The 17,979-nt window shown below is 63.4% G+C and carries 16 protein-coding genes; 8 read left to right on the top strand and 8 right to left on the bottom strand.

The genetic code is table 11. The features are described 5' to 3' along the window. Window position 1: 1 nt before the first annotated feature. A complete protein-coding gene (locus LB565_RS19580) occupies window positions 2-400 on the top strand; it encodes a hypothetical protein (RefSeq protein ID WP_224586805.1) in 399 nt (132 codons plus the stop codon). 143 nt (window positions 401-543) lie between these two features. On the opposite strand, the gene LB565_RS19575 is transcribed toward LB565_RS19580, so the two are convergent. Further along, the gene (locus LB565_RS19575) at window positions 544-2,133 is read right to left on the bottom strand and encodes a trimethylamine methyltransferase family protein (protein ID WP_224586803.1); all 1,590 of its coding nucleotides are present in this window, start codon (window positions 2,131-2,133) and stop codon (window positions 544-546) included. Window positions 2,134-2,355: 222 nt separating this feature from the next. Then, the gene (locus LB565_RS19570) at window positions 2,356-3,849 is read right to left on the bottom strand and encodes a PLP-dependent aminotransferase family protein (protein ID WP_140815004.1); all 1,494 of its coding nucleotides are present in this window, start codon (window positions 3,847-3,849) and stop codon (window positions 2,356-2,358) included. Window positions 3,850-4,277: 428 nt separating this feature from the next. Between LB565_RS19570 and pgi the strand changes: the two genes are divergently transcribed. Then, window positions 4,278-5,921, top strand: coding sequence for a glucose-6-phosphate isomerase (gene pgi, locus LB565_RS19565; protein WP_318012174.1), 1,644 nt, complete (start codon window positions 4,278-4,280; stop codon window positions 5,919-5,921). Between the two features lie 5 nt (window positions 5,922-5,926). Then, on the top strand, window positions 5,927-6,652 hold the full coding sequence (locus tag LB565_RS19560) for an HAD family hydrolase (protein ID WP_224586801.1): 726 nt from the start codon (window positions 5,927-5,929) through the stop codon (window positions 6,650-6,652). Window positions 6,653-6,677: 25 nt separating this feature from the next. Here LB565_RS19560 and LB565_RS19555 read toward each other — a convergent pair whose 3' ends face one another. From LB565_RS19555 to LB565_RS19530, 6 genes are all read right to left on the bottom strand, one after another. Then, window positions 6,678-7,232, bottom strand: a complete 555-nt coding sequence (locus LB565_RS19555) for a CGNR zinc finger domain-containing protein (protein ID WP_224586799.1) — start codon at window positions 7,230-7,232, stop codon at window positions 6,678-6,680. Between the two features lie 12 nt (window positions 7,233-7,244). Next, on the bottom strand, window positions 7,245-8,141 hold the full coding sequence (locus tag LB565_RS19550) for a DMT family transporter (RefSeq protein ID WP_224586796.1): 897 nt from the start codon (window positions 8,139-8,141) through the stop codon (window positions 7,245-7,247). 10 nt (window positions 8,142-8,151) lie between these two features. Continuing rightward, window positions 8,152-8,478: an antibiotic biosynthesis monooxygenase family protein gene (locus LB565_RS19545; protein ID WP_224586794.1), complete on the bottom strand. Its 327-nt coding sequence runs from the start codon at window positions 8,476-8,478 to the stop codon at window positions 8,152-8,154. Between the two features lie 39 nt (window positions 8,479-8,517). After that, window positions 8,518-9,396: an alpha/beta fold hydrolase gene (locus LB565_RS19540; protein WP_224586793.1), complete on the bottom strand. Its 879-nt coding sequence runs from the start codon at window positions 9,394-9,396 to the stop codon at window positions 8,518-8,520. Window positions 9,397-9,543: 147 nt separating this feature from the next. Beyond that, window positions 9,544-10,182, bottom strand: coding sequence for a class I SAM-dependent methyltransferase (locus tag LB565_RS19535; protein WP_411970673.1), 639 nt, complete (start codon window positions 10,180-10,182; stop codon window positions 9,544-9,546). A 71-nt stretch (window positions 10,183-10,253) separates the two neighbouring features. Beyond that, window positions 10,254-12,200: a long-chain fatty acid--CoA ligase gene (locus LB565_RS19530; RefSeq protein WP_224586866.1), complete on the bottom strand. Its 1,947-nt coding sequence runs from the start codon at window positions 12,198-12,200 to the stop codon at window positions 10,254-10,256. A 457-nt stretch (window positions 12,201-12,657) separates the two neighbouring features. On the opposite strand from LB565_RS19530, the gene LB565_RS19525 reads away from it, so the two are divergent. The 5 genes from LB565_RS19525 to LB565_RS19505 are packed head-to-tail and all read left to right on the top strand — an operon-like array spanning window position 12,658 to window position 17,898. Continuing rightward, a complete protein-coding gene (locus LB565_RS19525; protein WP_224514240.1) occupies window positions 12,658-14,256 on the top strand; it encodes an ABC transporter substrate-binding protein in 1,599 nt (532 codons plus the stop codon). A gap of 50 nt (window positions 14,257-14,306) precedes the next feature. Then, the gene (locus LB565_RS19520; RefSeq protein ID WP_224586789.1) at window positions 14,307-15,314 is read left to right on the top strand and encodes an ABC transporter permease subunit; all 1,008 of its coding nucleotides are present in this window, start codon (window positions 14,307-14,309) and stop codon (window positions 15,312-15,314) included. After that, window positions 15,315-16,223, top strand: a complete 909-nt coding sequence (locus tag LB565_RS19515; protein WP_126079684.1) for an ABC transporter permease subunit — start codon at window positions 15,315-15,317, stop codon at window positions 16,221-16,223. After that, window positions 16,223-17,074 carry an ABC transporter ATP-binding protein gene (locus tag LB565_RS19510; RefSeq protein WP_224586787.1) on the top strand — a complete coding sequence of 284 codons (852 nt, stop codon included), beginning with the start codon at window positions 16,223-16,225 and terminating at the stop codon, window positions 17,072-17,074. Before LB565_RS19515 ends, LB565_RS19510 begins: the two co-directional genes overlap by 1 nt. Beyond that, a complete protein-coding gene (locus LB565_RS19505) occupies window positions 17,071-17,898 on the top strand; it encodes a dipeptide ABC transporter ATP-binding protein (protein ID WP_224586785.1) in 828 nt (275 codons plus the stop codon). Before LB565_RS19510 ends, LB565_RS19505 begins: the two co-directional genes overlap by 4 nt. Window positions 17,899-17,979 lie beyond the last annotated feature (81 nt).

The following is a 17,979-nucleotide window of genomic DNA, read 5'->3' as shown; positions in this document are numbered from 1 at the left end:
CGTGGCGAAACGGCGTTCTTCCCTCGGCTTTCTCGGCATGTTCGGCCGCTCCGGCGATCTGCGCCAGCTCGACGACGCGTTGCGTGCGGCCGACCTGCATCCGGCCCTGGTGCCCGAGGGTGTGAAGCTTACCATCGTCAATCTGATGAACGACCGCTGGCCGGATGAGCCGCCGGCAGGCGCCTATCAATCCGTGGCGCAGCTCTGCGGCTATTGCGTCGCCGGGCCACAGGTGTTCGAGCAGGCCAACGGCCGCGAGCCGACCTTGGAGGTCGAGCGCCGCATCGAGGCGGCGCTTGAGGCGGGCGACAGTTTCGATGCGCAGATCGTGCTGATGACGCTGCACGCCAAGCTGATCAACCCAGCGGTGGTTGAGCGATACGGACTGAGTGTGGAGTGAACCGCTGGATGGTATGCGTTGATAATTCAGGTGAGGCCGGCCTGCAAACGATGCCTTCCGAGAACCGGAGCGGAGCGTACTTAAAGTACGTGAGCACCGGAAGCACAGGAAGGCATCGTTTGCAGGCCGGCCTCACCTGAATATTAGCCGCCCATCTTGTTGCGCGGCAATTTGATCATCTCGCCGAAGCGGGCGCGCAATTTGTCGTCGAGCAGGCGCGAGACGTGGCGCGGGAAACGCTCGGCAAGCACGCGCTTCTTCTCCGCGATCGCCCGCGACAGGATGTCGGGCCGGCCCTTTTCGTTCCATTCCTTGGGCGAGAAACGGTCGCCGACGGCGGGATAGAAATATTCCGTCTGCATCAGCTTCAGTGTCTGATCGTTGCCGAGATAATGGCCGGGACCCTTGAGGCAGACCTCGGCGATCGTGTCGATCGACAGCGCGTCGTCGGTCACTTCGATGCCGCGCACGCAGCGCAGGCAGTGGCCGAGCATGTCGTTGTCGATGATCAGGCTTTCAAGGCAGAAGCCGAGCAGCGAGGCATGCATGCCCGCCGATTCATAAACGAGATTGAGGCCGGAGAGACCCGCCATCACATTGGTGATGCCCTTCTCGTAGCCGGCCTGGATGTCGGGCAGCTTCGAGTCCGACATGCCGGCAGCCGAGCCGCCGGGCAGGTCGTAATATTGCGCCATCTGCGCGCAGGCCGCGGTCAGCATTGCTTGCTCCGGCGAGCCGCCCGACATGGCGCCGGTCCTGAGGTCGGAAACGAACGGCCAGGTGCCGAAGATCGCAGGATGTCCAGGCTTGATGGCATTGACATAGACCAGGCCCATCAGCACTTCCGCCACCGCCTGCACGACGGCGCCGGCAATCGCGGCAGGTGCCGTGGCGCCCGCCTGGCCGGCGGAGAGCAGCAGGATCGGAATGCCGCCTTCGACGCAGGCCTCCAGCACGCCGCAGGCGTCCTCGGCGAACTTCATCGGCGGCACGACGAAGCAGTTCGAGTTCGACACGAACGGCCGCGCCCGGAAATTCTCCTCGCCGCCGGCGATCGCATAGAGCATTTCCAGCGCCGGCTTGACGTTCTCGCGCACGGTGAACGAGGTGCCGACATGCTTGGATGTCCCCATCACGCAGGCATAGAGCGTGTTGAAGTCCATATCGAGCGGGTCTGGAATGTCGCGCGGCACCATGGTGCGCTGGAAGAAATGGATGTTGTCCAGCCCGTCGACGAGACGGGCGGCGTCGTAGAGATCCTGCAGCAGCGATTCGCGATATTCGCGCTTCTCGACATCGACCAGATGCACCGCCGCGCCCGCCGTGCCGTAGTGCACGCGTTTGCCCTGGATCAGCATGTCGTGCTTCGGATCCTGGCCGTAGAGCGTGAAGTTGCGCGCGGCTTGTCTGATGGTATCCAGCACCAAGGCGCGCGGCAGCCGGACGCGGCCGTCGTCGCCATAGGTGGCGCCGACCCGGGTCAGCGCTTCGATGCAGGACGGGATGGCATTGGCGAAGCCGACCGTCTCCAGGAGCGTCAGCACCGCTTCGTGGACGCGTTCCTTGTCGTTCTGGCTCAATGGGCCATAGCTGCCGCCTTCAAGCCCCGGCCGCACCGGACGGATGTCGTCGGCCAAGGGCGCCGCCCGCATCGCGCGGCGCGCTTCGCGCCCGCCGGAACGCCGCGAACGCTGGTCCGACGACGATTCCTGCTTCTCGAGAGCCACTGACATGGAAGCACTCCACCTTTTGTCTTTATCTGCGAGGCGAGCGCGGCGGTTGGTCCACCATCGGCCTGCCTCGTCCCCTTCTGGCTCCGACTATGCCGCCGGCATTGGCACAGCCTATGGGCCAAGCAATCCCGTCGAATATGCCAGAATGCTAAAGCGGCAAATATGCGCCCAAACAGAAAGAGCCGGCGCGGCGCCGGCTCTTGTTCAGGAGATCTGTGGCGATCAGGCGGCCGCGGGCCTGCGGCCGGCGGCGGTGGCAAGTTCGCGGATGCCTGGCTCGATATGCTGCAGCGAGATCGAGGAGATGCCCAAGCGCATGAAACGAGAGGGCTTTTCGCTGCGGTCGAAGAACCGGTCGCCGGGTTCGATGATGACGCTGCGCGACGCGGCGGCTTCCGCCAGGCCGCGTGAATCCGTACCCCGCGGCCCTTCCAGCCAGAGCGATGTGCCGCCCGCCGAGTCGGTCGAGCGCCACTCTGGCAGGAAAGCGGAAATCGCATGGACCAGACGCTTGCGCCGCTCGTCAAATGCGGCGGAAAGCCTGCGCACCAGCGCCTCGTGGTGGCCGAGCGACAGGAACAGCGCAACGGCGCGCTGGTTGTTCGCCGGCGGGTGCCTCAGCATGAAGCGGCGCAGCGCGCGAAGCTCGGCGATCAGCCCGGCCGAGGCGACGATGTAGCCGAGCCGCAAGCCGGGAGCCAGCGTCTTCGACATCGAGCCGACATAGATGACGCGGCCCGAGCGGTCGAGGCTCTTCAGCGCCTGCTGCGGCGCCTCGTCCAGCAGCTGGCTGTCATAGCCGTCCTCGATGATGATCTGGTTGTTGCGGTTGGCGCGCGCCAGAAGATCCTGCCGCCGCTCCGCCGACAAGGGCACCATGGTCGGGCAGTGGTGGCTCGGCGTGACGAAGACGAAGCCGGAATCGCTGGGGATCGACGAGGTCACGATGCCCGACTGGTCGACCGGAACCGGCTGGATATCGGCGCCGGCCAGCCGGAAGATCGAGCGGGCATCGGGATAACCGGGATCTTCCATCGCCACTTTCGAGCCCTTGGTCATCAGCAGCGTGGCGAGCATATAAAGCGCGTTCTGCGCGCCCAGCGTCACGATGATCTCGTCCGGATTGGCGAAGATGCCGCGTCGCGGCAGGAGCCTGGCCTGGATCTGCTCGATCAGCAGCGGATCGTCGCGGTCCACCATGTCGGATGCCCAGTTGCGGATCTCGAGCACTGCCAGCGCCATGCGGTTGCACTCGCGCCATTCGGCGGTCGGAAACAGCGCCGGGTCGAACTGGCCGTAGACGAACGGGTAGGAGGACTTGATCCAGTTGTCGTGCTTGGCCGGCGGCGGCATGTCGCTTGCGGCGATCTGCCGGCGCGCCTTCCAGTCGATCTCGTTCTGCTGGTCGGGCGCCTTCTGGTGCGGCTTGGCGGGGGTGGCCAGAACGTCCGGATTGACAAAATGGCCGCGCCGCTCGCGCGCCACCAGGAAGCCCTGGTCGACCAGCTGCTGGAAGGCGAGCACCACCGTGCCGCGGGCAACCCCGAGTTTTTCCGCGAGAATTCGGCATGACGGGAGCGGCATCGAGGCGGCGATCTGTCGGTCGAGAATGGCCGCGACGATCGCTTGGCGGATCTGCGCCTGGAGGGTTTGGCCGGATTCAGCCGAAATCCGGAACAGGCCGGACCATATGGCCGTGTCATTGCGCTGTGGCATGGGAAATCTTCCTCGGACGGCCAGCTGTTTTCACTTGGCTGGACCAGTGGAGTGTATGGGTGGCATAAGGGGTTGCGCCAATCAATTTTTCTGATCGCTGGGATTTATGCCAGTGATCTATCAAGCGCGACGCGAAGCGTCGTCGCCGCGCGTTTAAGGCGCGATACGCAGCATCCAAGCGCGATGCGCAGCATCGTCGCGGCACTGTCCAAGGCGCGATGCGACAGCATCGTCGCCCTCCGCCCAGCGCCCTCCGCAACAAAATTCCCGCACTCACCATCCAACACCACCCCTCATCAAAGCGTGATGCAGTGCGGCAAAGCCGCGCTTGAACGAAATGGAAATCGGCTCAATAGAATGACGCGCCGACATGCGCCGGAAACATCCGGCCTGTTAAAATGGTCTAAAAACCCGCCAGGAGCCTGCCAGTGGACCAGTCATCCTTCGACAAGCAACTTGCCGCCTTGCGCGATCAGCGCGCGGCGGCCAAGGGCTCGATGCGCGAGGCTTTCGCCGCCGATCCCAAGCGCTTCGAGACATTCTCAGCCACCGATGCCGACCTTTTGCTCGACTGGTCGAAATGTGCCGTCGACGCAGATACGATGACGATGCTGGAGAAGCTCGCGGATGCGGCCGATCTCGCGGGACGCCGCGCCGCCATGTTCGAAGGCAAGAAGATCAACATCACCGAGAACCGCGCCGTACTGCACACCGCGCTGCGCAACCTGACCGGCAAGAGCGTGATCGTCGACGGCCAGGACACGAAAGCCGATGTGATCGCCGTGCTCGACGCCATGGGCGCCTTCGCCGACGCCGTCCGCTCCGGCAAGGCCGCCGGCGCCACCGGCAAGAAGATCACCGACATCGTCAACATCGGCATCGGCGGCTCGGACCTCGGCCCGGCGATGGTGACGCTGGCGCTCGCGCCCTATCATGACGGGCCGCGCGCGCATTTCGTCTCCAATGTCGACGGCGCCCATATCCATGACACGCTGAAGGGTTTGTCTGCTGAGACGACCCTGTTCATCATTGCCTCCAAGACCTTCACGACCGTCGAGACGATGACGAATGCGCAGACCGCGCGCGATTGGGTTCAGAAGGCGTTGGGCAAGGAAGCGGTCGGCAAGCATTTCGCCGCCGTCTCGACCGCCCTCGACCTGGTCGCGAAGTTCGGCATCGAGCAGGACCGTGTCTTCGGCTTCTGGGACTGGGTCGGCGGCCGCTATTCGGTCTGGAGCGCCATCGGCCTGCCGGTTATGATTTCCGTCGGCTCGCGCAACTTCCGCGCCTTCCTCGACGGCGCGCATGAGATGGACGAGCATTTCCGCTCGGCGCCGATGCAGAAGAACCTTCCGGCGCTTCTGGGGCTGATCGGCTGGTGGCATCGCGTCGTCTGCAATTATCCGGCCCGCGCCGTCATCCCTTACGACCAGCGCCTGTCGCGCCTGCCGGCCTATCTGCAGCAGCTCGATATGGAATCGAACGGCAAGAGCGTCACGCTGGACGGCGCCGCGGCCGCCACGCCGACCGGCCCGCTGGTCTGGGGCGAGCCCGGCACCAACGGCCAGCATGCCTTCTTCCAGCTGTTGCATCAGGGCACCGACTTCATTCCCGTCGAGTTCCTCGCCGCGGCGATAGGTCATGAGCCCGAGCTGAAACACCAGCATGATCTCTTGCTCGCCAACTGCCTGGCGCAGTCGGAGGCCTTCATGAAGGGCCGCACACTGGAAGAGGCGCGCGCGCAGATGCTGGCCAAGGGCATGAAGCCGGCCGATGTCGACCGCATCGCGCCGCATCGTGTCTTCTCCGGCAACCGCCCGTCGCTCACCATTCTCTACCGCAAGCTCGATCCGCGCACATTGGGCCGAATCATCGCGCTCTATGAGCATCGCGTCTTCGTCGAAGGCACGCTGTTCAACATCAATTCCTTCGACCAATGGGGCGTCGAACTCGGCAAGGAACTGGCGACGGGCCTGCTGCCTGTCGTTGAAGGCAAGGAGACTGCCGCAAAACGCGACGCCTCGACTGCCGGACTGGTGGCTCATATCCACCAACTGCGCGGCGTGGAGTAAACGGATTGGCGGATATCAAGGGAATATTGTTCGACAAGGACGGCACGCTTGTCGACTTCAACGCAACCTGGCTCGGCATAGCCGACTTCATGGCGATGGACGCCGCCGAGGGCGACCGCTGGAAAGCCGACCGGCTGCTTGCCGCCGCCGGCTTCGACTTCGTCACGAAACGCTTCAAGCCGGATTCGATCTTCGCCTCCGGTTCGAACATGGACGTCGTCGAGCTCTGGTTCCCGCGTCTGTCCGACGAGGATCAACTGCACGCCGTTTCCCGCTTCAACGAGATCACTTCGGCGCAAGGGTCGGCCATGGCGGTCGCGCTGCCGGGCGTAGTCGACTCGTTGCGGACCTTGCATAACCGGTCCTACCGGATGGGCGTCGCCACCAACGATTCCACCAGCGGCGCCGAAAAGACGCTCGCTACGCTCGGCATCGCGCAGCTCTTCGATGCCGCCTTCGGATACGACGCCGTGGCCAACTCCAAGCCGGCGCCCGACACGGTCGTCGCTTTCTGCGACCTGACCGGATTGAAGGCGAGTGAGATAGCCATGGTCGGCGACAACCGCCATGACCTGGAGATGGCGCGCGCCGGCGGCTGTGGCCTGGCGGTGGGCGTGCTCTCCGGAACCGGCACGCGCGATTCGCTGGCGCCGATGGCGGACGTCGTTCTGGACTCGGTCGCCGACCTGCCGGATTTCCTTGCCGCACGGGTGAACGTGCCGGCTGGTTAGACCGGTCGCGGTCTCAGGAAACGCCTCAATCCGGCATTCTCCGATGCGACTGCTTCTTGGCCCGATTGCCGCAGCTGTTCATCTCGCACCATCGTCGCGAACCGTTTTTCGTGCGATCTATGAAAAGCCAGCGGCAGTCGTGCGGCGGGCATTGTTTGAGACGCAATAATTCGTCGCCGCGAAGCAAATCGAGGGCCGACCACGCGATTGCCCCGGTGATGCGGTTGGCACCTCGAAAATGCAACGACACCGGCAATCCAGCGAGCGCGGCGGTTCTGAGTGCCTCGGCTGCGTATTTTCGAATGGTGTCGAGCGCGGCAGCAGGAGGTTCGCCGCCGTGAGCGATTGCCGAGCCGGCGTCGTTTACAGCGCGGCGAAGGGCGAGAACGTCTTTGACCAGAGCCTTGTGGTCGGCCGAAGGAAGGGCGAAATCATCGTCGATCAGGCCGCTTTGCCTCGACCATGCCAGAATGTCCGCCGCCGTCGCGAGATGGTCGACCTCCCGCTCGGTGCCCCGCCGACTGATCGTGTTGGCGAGGTCAAGCGCCAGGTTGCCGGCGATACGATGGGGAAATGACATCGGCGACGGCCTTCATTTCCTCGCCGGGTTGGCGCTGTTGCGTCCAAACAACGCCAATCCTGCCGCTACCAGCAACAGCGCGGCGCCGCCAATCTCGGCCGCTTCGACCTTTTCGCCGAAGAGCCAAACGCCCACGGCCAGGGCAACGATGGGCGAGATGAAGGCATAGAGCCCGGCGCGGGCGGTGCCCCATCGTTCAAGCAGGCGCAGATAGATCGTGTAGGCTACGATGGTTCCGAGGAGGGATAGGAACAACAGGCTAGCCGCAGCCGGAGCGACATCGATCCTTCCTGGCAGCGTCGCCGAAACCTCGCCCAAAAGAAACGAGACGACGATCAGCGCCGCGCCACCGAGAATGGCGTGGATCGCAGTGAGCGTCAGGGGCTTGATCGGGCCGATCAGCGGCCGCGCAATAACGCTCCCCGCGCAATAGCACGCCGTGCCGGCCACGATAGCGGCAATTCCCAATCCGTTTCCGGATTCCTGCTCGACAAGGCGCGTCCAGAAGAGGCCAACGAGACCCGTGCAGCCGAGCGCCAGCGCCAGGCCGTGGCGCCAGGTAGGCCGCTCTTCTCCGAGCAGGACCGCCAAGCCAAACAGAAGCACCGGAACCAACGCTAAATTGACCAAGCCGGACAGGCCGGACGGGACCGTTTGCATTCCCCAGAACAGCAGTCCATAGGTTCCGGCATTCGTCAGCAGGGCCGATATGATGACTCGCATCGACCGGCCATCCGCGAAGGCCCATAGGGCTCCCTGTGTCCAAAATGCCAGGATTCCCGCAGTCAGCAGATAACGCAGTCCAGCCAGAAGAATCGGGGGGACGCCCGCATCCAGGCCGATCTTGACGGCCGCCCAGGTCAGCCCCCAGATCAGCGCCATAAGGCCGAATAGGGCGAGGTTGCTCATGGCGGCGACCTCAGCGCAGATCCTGATCGTCGACGAGGATGCGGTGAATCTCGATGCGCTCGGGCAGTTCGATCAGAAATTCGGCGTCGCGATCGAGATGATGGACTTTGATCGGGTCGCCCTTGGTGAAAGCGGTCATCGCCTCGATGTCGGGCCAGTAGGAGATTGTCGTGAACCAGGTCTCGTCTTCCCGGTCCTCGCGAAAGAGCTGGACGCCGAGCGCAACCTGCTGAAGCGGAGGAATGCCTTCTGCCTTCAAATAAGGCTCGTAGCTGTTCGCGACGTCGCGGCGGGTGCGGCCGCGCCAGATGCGTGCGATGGTTGGTTTCGTCGCCATGTTTGTCTCCTTAGGTTCTGGGTTCGCGGAGCACCGTGCTTACGGCAGCGCTCGCGAGAGGAAGTCGCGCACCAGCCGCAGGGCTTCCTCGAAATGCGTTTCCAACAGCCAATGCCCGGCATCATCGAGGATGTGGAGTTCAGCATCCGGGAGATCGCGTCGATAGGCGAGCGCCGACTGCTCGGGCATGTAGCCGTCCTGCGGCCCCCAGACGATCAGCGTCGGCGGTCGGTGCTCGCGCAGATAGGATTGGTATCGCGGGAACCATTCGACGTTCTGCTCGAGCCTTTCCATCAGCCGGACCGACACCGCTTTCCGGATCGGTGTGTTCATCAGCGGCCAATGCAGCTTCCACAGATCGGGAGGGACGCGGTTGGCGACTTCTTCCGAGACCTCGCCGATGAACTCCTTGCGGAATCCCTCCTCGCTGGCCGCCTCCTCGAGCGGACGGTGCCTCTCCGCCGATTTGTCCGCCCACCAAGCTTTGATCGTGTCGTATTTCGGCCCGAGTACGTCCTCGTAGATGTCACCGTTCTGGATGACTAGGCCCGCGACCCTGTCCGGATGCGCCATCGCGTGACGGAGGCCGATCTGAGAACCGTAATCGTGAAGCCAGAGCGCATAACGCTCTAGGTGTAGCGCATCGGCAACGTCAGCGAGAACATTGGCATAGGCATTAAAATCATAGTCGAACTCCGCGAGGTCCGGTGTGTCACTGTAGCCAAATCCAGGCCAGTCGAATGCTATTGTTCGCCAGCGATCGGCCAGGCCAGGCATCAGGCGTCTGAACTGGTAAGACGAGCACGGGTAGCCATGTGGCAAAAGAAGGACGGGAGCATCGGGCGACCCTGCTTCCCGCAGAAATATCGTGTGGCCGCCGATTTTCGATCGACGGTGACTTGTATCGTGGATTTCCATGACTTCTCCGTTTTTCGTTCTATCCGCTAGAACTGGTAAAACGGGTTTAGCTGGTTCCTGTTCCGAGCTTTGCTCTCGGAACCATGAATAAGAAAGTGCTGAATGACCCGTGGCCCGATATGCGGCGAGGGGCGATTGCTGGACTCCTTAGTCGCCCTTTGTCGGGACAAAGGCGAACACCGCGCTGGGCCTGGGCTCGCTGCCGCCGTTTCCGCCGACATCCGGCACGTGATATTCTCCGAGCAGGCAAAGCCGCAGTCTGGGCAGCCAGGCGCGGCCGGGATCGCCGACCAGCACATCGATGCCGGCAGTGAGGCAGCGATCGAGGAACGGCATCATCCGCTGTCCGACATCCTGTGCGTAAAAAACGTCGCCAGCGAGCACCAGGTCGACCGCCGGCGGCGGGCCGTCGGTGACGTCCTCGTCGCGTATCTCGATGGCGACGCCGTTAGCTTCCGCATTGAGGCGGAGCGCCACCACGCCGTTGCCGTCGATCTCCGCCGCGATCACCGCGCGCGCCCCGGCTTTTGCCGCGGCGATGCCGACCAACCCGGACCCGGCGCCGAGGTCGAGCACGCGTTTGCCGGCAACGATCGATGGCCTGTCGAGGACATAGCGCGCCAGCACGGCGCCGCCGGCCCAGGCATAGGCCCAATAAGGCGGCTGTGGCTCGGCCGCGACCCCGCCACTGTCGTCATCTGGTTCGAGCAGCCGGCGCAGGCCGCTGCCGGGATGCGCCTGATAAAGCCGGACCTCCGGCACTGACGGCACCGGCACCAGCCGCATGTTCGCCTTGATGAAGTCCGCCGGATCGAGCCGCTTGCCTCGCTCCCGCGTCTTGCCGGCGGAATAATCGCTCAAGCCTGGTCCCGCAGCGCGCGCCGCAGGATCTTGCCGACTGGCGTTTTCGGCAGCTCGGTGCGGAACTCGATAAATCTCGGCCGCTTGTAGCCGGTCAGGTTCTCGCGGCAGTAGACCATCAGCGTCTCGACGGTGAGCGCCGGGTCCTTCTTGACCACGAACAATTTAGGCACCTCGCCCGAATGCTCGTCCGGCACGCCGATCGCCGCCACTTCCAGCACGCCGGGGTGATGCGCCACCACCTCTTCCAATTCGTTCGGGTAGACGTTGAAACCGGAGACGAGGATCATGTCCTTCTTGCGGTCGACGATCTTGGTGTAGCCGCGCTCGTCCATGAGGCCCATGTCGCCGGATTTGAAGAAGCCGTCCTTGGTCATCACCTTGGCGGTCTCGTCGGGCCGGTTCCAGTAGCCGGCCATCACCTGCGGGCCGCGAATGCAGATTTCGCCGATTTCGCCGAGCGGCACGTTGTTGCCGTCATCGTCGCGGATGGCGATTTCTGTCGAAGGCAGCGGCAGGCCGATCGTGCCGGTGAAATCGGCCGAACTGAATTTGTTGGCGGTCGCCACCGGCGAGGTTTCGGACAGTCCGTAGCCTTCGCTCACCGGGCAGCCGGTCAGCGCCTTCCAGCGTTCGGCGACGCCCTTCTGAACCGCCATGCCACCGCCCAGCGTCAGGATCAGCGGCTTGAAGTCCAGCTTGCGGAAATCCTCATTGTTGAGCAGCGCGTTGAACAGCGTGTTGAGGCCGGGAAAGATGTGCATCGGGTATTTCGCCAATTCCTTGACAAAGCCCGAGATGTCGCGCGGGTTGGGGATCAGCACGTTCTGCGCGCCCTGCTGCATGCCCATCAGCGCGTTCACCGTCAGCGCGAAGATGTGATAGAGCGGCAGCGCGCAGATGAAGTTGAGATGCGCCGGCTTTGGCTTCACCGTATAGGCGTCCTCCACCCACAGCGAATTTTGCGCGACATTCGACAGCACGTTGCGGTGCAGCAGCACAGCGCCCTTCGAGACGCCGGTGGTGCCGCCCGTATATTGCAGGAAGGCGATGTCGTCGCCGGAGATCGTGGGTGGCTTGAAGGCGATGCTCGATCCGGTCTTGAGCACGGCGTTGAATTTGACATGGCCGGGCAGCGACCATGCCGGAACCATCTTCTTCACCCGCCGCACCACGAGGTTGACGATGGCGCCCTTAAGTCCGCCCAGCATGTCGCCCATGGCGGCAACGATGACGTGCTTGACTGGCGTCCTGGCGATCACCGCCTGCAGCGTGCCGGCGAAGTTTTCGAGGATGACGATCGCCTGCGCGCCGGAATCCTTCAACTGGTGTTCCAGTTCGCGCGGCGTGTAGAGCGGGTTGACGTTCACCACGGTGTAGCCGGCGCGCAATATGCCCATCATCGCCACCGGATATTGCAGCACGTTCGGCATCATCAGCGCCACGCGCGCGCCCTTCTCCAGACCTCTCGCCTGCAGATAGGCGCCGAACGCGGCCGACAGTCGTTCGACCTCGGCATAGGTGATCGACTTGCCCATGCACACGAAAGCCGGCCGCCTGGCGAATTGCTTGCAGGCGCCGACGAGGAACTCGCCGATGGACTTGTAGGGCAGGGCGCCGATCTCGGCCGGCATGTTCTTCGGATAGCTTTTCAGCCACGGCTTTTGCGGCAGGCCGACGGTGAGCTCGGTGATCGCCTTCGGCAAGCCCTTCGAGGCAGGCCTGGCGGTGGCTAGCCTGTCCACTTTCGCGGCTGCGGCCTTGGTCTTTGCCGCCGCGGGTTTGGCACTGGCCGGCTTTGCGGCTGCCTTCGTGGGCGCTGCCTTGGCAGCCGTCTTCCTCTTTGGCGCGGCAGCCGCTTTCACGGCCTTGGGCGCATCGCTTTCGGCGGCGGCCTTGGCCTTTGCTTTCGCCGGGGCTGTCGTCTTGGCTGCTTTTGCCACCTGTCTCTCCCTGTCGCCTTCGATCTCGGCGCCCGCTTCCAGGGAAGCGTCCTCCACGCCGTCGCGGATTTTCCGGGAAATCCCACCCATCATCTATGTATTGCCTCTATCGGCGACCGTGCAAGCCTTGCCCCTGCGGCATCCGGGGAAAGATTTGCCGTCGAAATCTGTGCTTTGCTCGCCTCCCGCATCGTGCCTGGGCGGCGGGCGATCCCGGGCAGGCATGCCTCGCGCCGCCATTTCGAAAGGCGGTCGATCAATAAAAAATTGCCATCGTTAACAATGTCGTGAGCAGAAAAAACTACTCGTTTTTTCTGCGATCCGAGCAAAGAATAGATTCTTTTCCTGCTTCCCATGGGGTACGCAAACGAGGTGTTCCAAAGGCGAAGAAACGGTGCTTATATGCGCCCTTCGCGAGCCTGATAGAGGGGCTTGAGAGAACATCAGGGAGTGCTCAATGAAAAAGACAATGACTTTTGCAGCCGCGTTGCTGGCTGCAAGCGTCCTCAGCGGCATGGCCAGTGCCAAGACGCTCGTTTATTGCTCGGAAGCGTCGCCGGCCAATTTCGATCCCGGTACGACGACCGGCGGTAACGACTTCGACGCGTCTTCGCGCACCGTCTATTCGCGACTGGTCGAATTCAAGCACGGTGGCACCGAGATCGAGCCCGGTCTTGCCGACAAGTGGGAGATTTCCGACGATGGCCTGGTCTATACTTTCCATCTGCATCCGGGCGTGAAGTTCCAGACCACCGACTATTTCAAGCCGACGCGCGACCTCAACGCCGATGACGTCGTCTTCTCCTTCGATCGCCAGTTCAACAAGCAGAATCCGTGGAACGGCGACAAGTATCTGCCGAACCTCACCTGGGACTATTACACCGGCATGGACATGCCGAAATATGTCGCCAAGTGGGAGAAGGTCGATGACCTCACCGTCAAGCTGACGCTGACCGAGCCGAACGCGCCGATGCTGGCCAATCTCGGCATGGATTTCGCTTCGATCGTATCGAAGGAATATGCCGACCAGCTCCAGAAGGACGGCAAGATGGCCGACTTCTCGACCAAGCCGGTCGGCACCGGTCCGTTCCAGTTCGTCGACTACCAGCTGGATTCGGTCATCCGCTACGCGGCCAATCCCGACTACTTCAAGGGCAAGGAAAAGATCGACGATCTCGTCTTCGCCATCACGCCTGACGCGACCGCCCGCATTCAGAAGGTGCTGGCCGGCGAATGCGATGTGGCTCCCTATCCGAATCCGGCCGACATCGCCACCATCAAGGCCAACAAGGACGTTACCCTGCTCGACCAGGCCGGCCTTAACATCGGCTATATGAGCTACAACACCACCATCCCGCCGCTCGACAAGCCGGAAGTGCGCCATGCGCTCAACCAGGCCATCGACCGGGAGGCTTTGATCAAGTCGCTGTTCCAGGATGCCGGCGCCACGCCTGCCGAAAACCTGATCCCGCCGACCATGTGGTCGTGGAACAAGGACGTGAAGACCGACACCTACAATCCGGAAGCGGCCAAGAAAGTGCTGGCCGATGCCGGGCTGAAGGAGATCCAGCTTTGGGCTTCCGACCGCGTCCGTCCTTACAACCCGAACTTCCAGCGCGCCGCCGAGCTGATCCAGGCCGACTGGGCCAAGGTCGGCGTCAAGGCCAACATCGTCAACTACGAGTGGACGAAATATCGTGAGGAAGGCAAGAAGAAGGATCGGCCAGGCGCCTTCCAGATTGGCTGGACCGGCGACAACGGCGATCCGGACAACTTCTTCGCCACGCTCTTCGCCTGCTCCGCCATCGGCGTCTCGAACTACTCCAGCTGGTGCGACAAGGACTTCGAAGACCTGATCCAGAAGGCCAAGAAGACCAGCGACCAGGCCGAGCGCACCAAGCTCTATGAGCAGGCGCAGGTGATCTTCGCCAAGCAAGCGCCCGCATTCCTTCTGGCTCACAGCCAGGTCTACGCGGTCGTTCGCAACAATGTCACCGGTTTCAAGATGGACCCGCTCGGCATTCACCGTTTCGACGGCGTTGACAAGTCCGAGTAATATTGCGAACGGGGCGGCGCAACGTCCAGCGCCGCCCCATTCCATTTGATATGCTCCGATACCTTCTCAACAAAATCGCCCTCCTGATCCCGACCCTGGTCGGCATCACCATCTGCGCCTTCGCCTTTGTCCGGCTGCTGCCGGGCGATCCGATCCTCGCCATGGCCGGCGAGCATGGCGTCGCCCCCGCCCGCTACGAAGAGCTCAAGGAACAGTTCGGCTACAATCTGCCGATCTGGGAGCAGTATGCGCGCTATGTCGGTGAGGTCGCCACCGGCGATTTCGGCGTTTCCATCTCGTCCAAGCGCCCGGTTCTCGAGGAGTTCAAGACGCTCTTCCCGGCGACGCTGGAACTGTCCTTCTTCGCCATGATCTTCGCCATGGTGCTCGGCATCCCGGCCGGCATCTTCGCCGCCGTCAAGCGCGGCTCATGGTTCGATCAATCGCTGATGGGCACCGCGCTTGTCGGCTATTCGATGCCGATCTTCTGGTGGGGCCTGCTGCTCATCATCTTCTTTTCCGGCTATCTCGGCTGGACGCCGGTCTCGGGCCGCATCGGCCTGCAGTTCTTCTTCAAGCCGATCACCGGCTTCATGACCATCGACAGCCTCCTCCATGGCAAATGGGATGCGTTCCGCTCTGCGCTCAGCCATCTCGTCCTGCCGGCGATCGTGCTCGGCACCATTCCGCTGGCGGTGATCGCGCGCCAGACGCGCTCGGCCATGCTCGAGGTGCTGGGCGAGGACTATGTCCGCACCGCGCGCGCCAAGGGCCTTTCGGCGGCGCGCGTCATCGGCGTGCACGCGCTGCGCAACGCGTTGATTCCCGTCGTCACCACCATTGGCCTGCAGGTCGGCACGCTGCTCGCCGGCGCCATTCTCACCGAGACTATCTTCGCTTGGCCTGGCATCGGCAAATGGATGGTCGATTCCATCTTCAAGCGCGACTATGTCGTCGTGCAGTCGGGTCTGCTTTTGATCGCCCTCATCGTCATGGCGGTGAACCTCATCGTCGATGTGCTCTATGCCGTCATCAACCCACGCATCAGGGCGGCATAAATGACCCAGACCGAAATCGCCCCGATGGCCGCCGGCAGCCCGGATCGCCTCACCGGCCTCAAGACCTTCTGGCACTATTTCTCGGTGAACCGCGGCGCCGTCATCGGCCTGTTCGTGTTCATCCTGTTGGTGCTCGCCGCGCTTTTCGCGCCGCTGCTCGCGCCTTATGCGCCCGACGTCCAGGATAAGACCGCGTTTCTCAGGCCACCGGCCTGGCAGGCTGGCGGCTCGACGCAATATCTGCTCGGCACCGATCCGGTCGGCCGCGACATCCTTTCGCGCCTGCTCTACGGCGCGCGCTTCTCGCTGCTCATCGGCGCGGTGGTGGTTACGCTGGCTCTCACCGGCGGCATCACGCTCGGCCTTTTGGCCGGCTATTTCCGCGGCTGGGTCGACGTCGCGATCATGCGCGTCATGGACCTGATCCTGGCCTTTCCGTCGCTGCTCCTGGCGCTGGTTCTTGTCACCATCCTCGGCCCCGGCCTGTTCAACGCCATGCTGGCGATCGCGCTGGTGCTGCAGCCGCATTTCGCCCGCCTGGTGCGCGCCGCCGTCATGGCCGAGAAGAGCCGCGAATATGTCGTTGCGGCGAAGGTCGCCGGCGCCGGCCATCTGCGGCTGATGCTCGCCACCATCCTGCCCAACTGCCTGGCGCCGCTCATCGTGCAGGGCACGCTGTCCTTCTCAAACGCCATCCTGGAAGCCGCCGCTCTTGGCTTCCTCGGCCTTGGCGCGCAGCCGCCGACGCCGGAATGGGGCACGATGCTTGCCTCGGCGCGCGAATTCATCCTGCGCGCCTGGTGGGTGGTGACCTTCCCGGGTCTCGCCATCCTCATCACCGTGCTCGCCATCAACCTGATCGGTGACGGCCTGCGCGACGCCCTCGATCCCAAGCTCAGGAGGTCGTGATGGCGCTGCTCGACATCCAGAACCTCGTCGTCGAATTCCAGACCGCGTCCGGCCCGTTCCGCGCCGTCGACGGCGTCTCGCTCCATGTCGACGAGCGCGAGGTGCTCGCCATTGTCGGCGAATCCGGCTCCGGCAAGTCGGTGTCGATGCTGGCCGTGATGGGCCTCTTGCCCTGGACGGCCACCGTCACCGCCGATCACATGACCTTCAACGGGCGCGACCTTTTGAAGATCAGCCCGGCCGACCGCCGCAAGATCATCGGCAAGGACATTGCCATGATCTTCCAGGAGCCGATCGCCAGCCTCAACCCGTGCTTCACCGTCGGCTTCCAGATCGAGGAAGTGCTGCGCTTCCATATGGGCATGGACAAGGCCCAGCGCCGGGCCCGCGCCATCGAGCTTTTCAAGCAGGTCGGCATTCCCGAACCGGAGGAGCGGCTGAATTCCTTCCCGCACCAGATGTCGGGCGGCCAGTGCCAGCGCGTCATGATCGCCATGGCGATCGCCTGCAATCCGAAGCTGTTGATCGCCGACGAGCCGACCACCGCGCTCGACGTCACCATCCAGAAGCAGATCCTCGACCTGCTGGTCTCGCTGCAGGCCAAATACGGCATGGGCCTGATCATGATCACCCACAATATGGGCGTGGTGGCCGAAACCGCCGACCGCGTCATCGTCCAGTACAAGGGCCGCAAGATGGAAGAGGCCGACGTGCTGTCGCTCTTTGAATCGCCGAAGAGCAACTACACGCGCGCGCTGCTCTCCGCGCTGCCGGAGAACGCCGTCGGCGATCGGCTGCCGACCGTGTCCGACATGCTGTTCGAGCCCGCGCCTTCAGGAGCCGGCGCATGACCAAGGTCGTCGAAGGCAAGAACATCAAGCGCGACTATCATGTCGGCGGCGGCCTGTTCCGCGGCGCGCGCACCGTGCATGCGGTGAAGGGCGTCTCCTTCAGCGTCGAGAAGGGCAAGACGCTGGCGATCGTCGGCGAGAGCGGCTGCGGCAAGTCCACGCTCGCCCGCATCATCACGCTGATCGATCCAGCCACCTCCGGCGAGCTCTTCATCGACGGCAGCAAGGTCGATATCGCCAGGGACGGGCTCACCAAGGAAATGCGCCGCAAGGTGCAGATCGTCTTCCAGAACCCCTATGGCTCCCTCAATCCGCGCCAGAAGATCGGCGACGTGCTCGGCGAGCCGCTGCTCATCAACACCGACAAGCCGGCCGATGAACGGCGCGATCTCGCGATGAAGATGCTGAAGAAGGTCGGGCTTGGACCGGAGCACTATAACCGCTACCCGCACATGTTCTCGGGCGGCCAACGGCAGCGCATCGCCATCGCCCGCGCTCTGATGCTGAACCCGAGCCTCCTGGTGCTGGACGAGCCGGTCTCGGCGCTCGACCTCTCCGTGCAGGCGCAGGTGCTGAACCTGCTTGCCGACCTGCAGGACGAGTTCCAGCTGACCTATGTCTTCATCAGCCACGACTTGTCGGTGGTACGCTACATCGCCGACGACGTGATGGTCATGTATTTCGGCGAAGCGGTCGAATACGGTCCGCGCGACGAGGTCTTCTCCGATCCCAAGCACGCCTACACCAAGACGCTGTTCGCCGCGACGCCGCGCGCCGACATCGCCAGCATCAAGGCGAGGCTGGCGAAGAAGAAGGCTGCTTAAGCCCGGAATTCGTCATCCTCGGTCTGCGCCGCGTCGCTTCGCTCCTTGCTCCGCCCGTGGATGACGACGCCGAGCTAATTG

The organism is Mesorhizobium sp. CA14 (assembly GCF_020165195.1).
Classification (GTDB): domain Bacteria; phylum Pseudomonadota; class Alphaproteobacteria; order Rhizobiales; family Rhizobiaceae; genus Mesorhizobium.
Note: the sequence above shows the minus strand (reverse complement) of the source record. Positions and strands in the feature narration are given on the sequence as shown.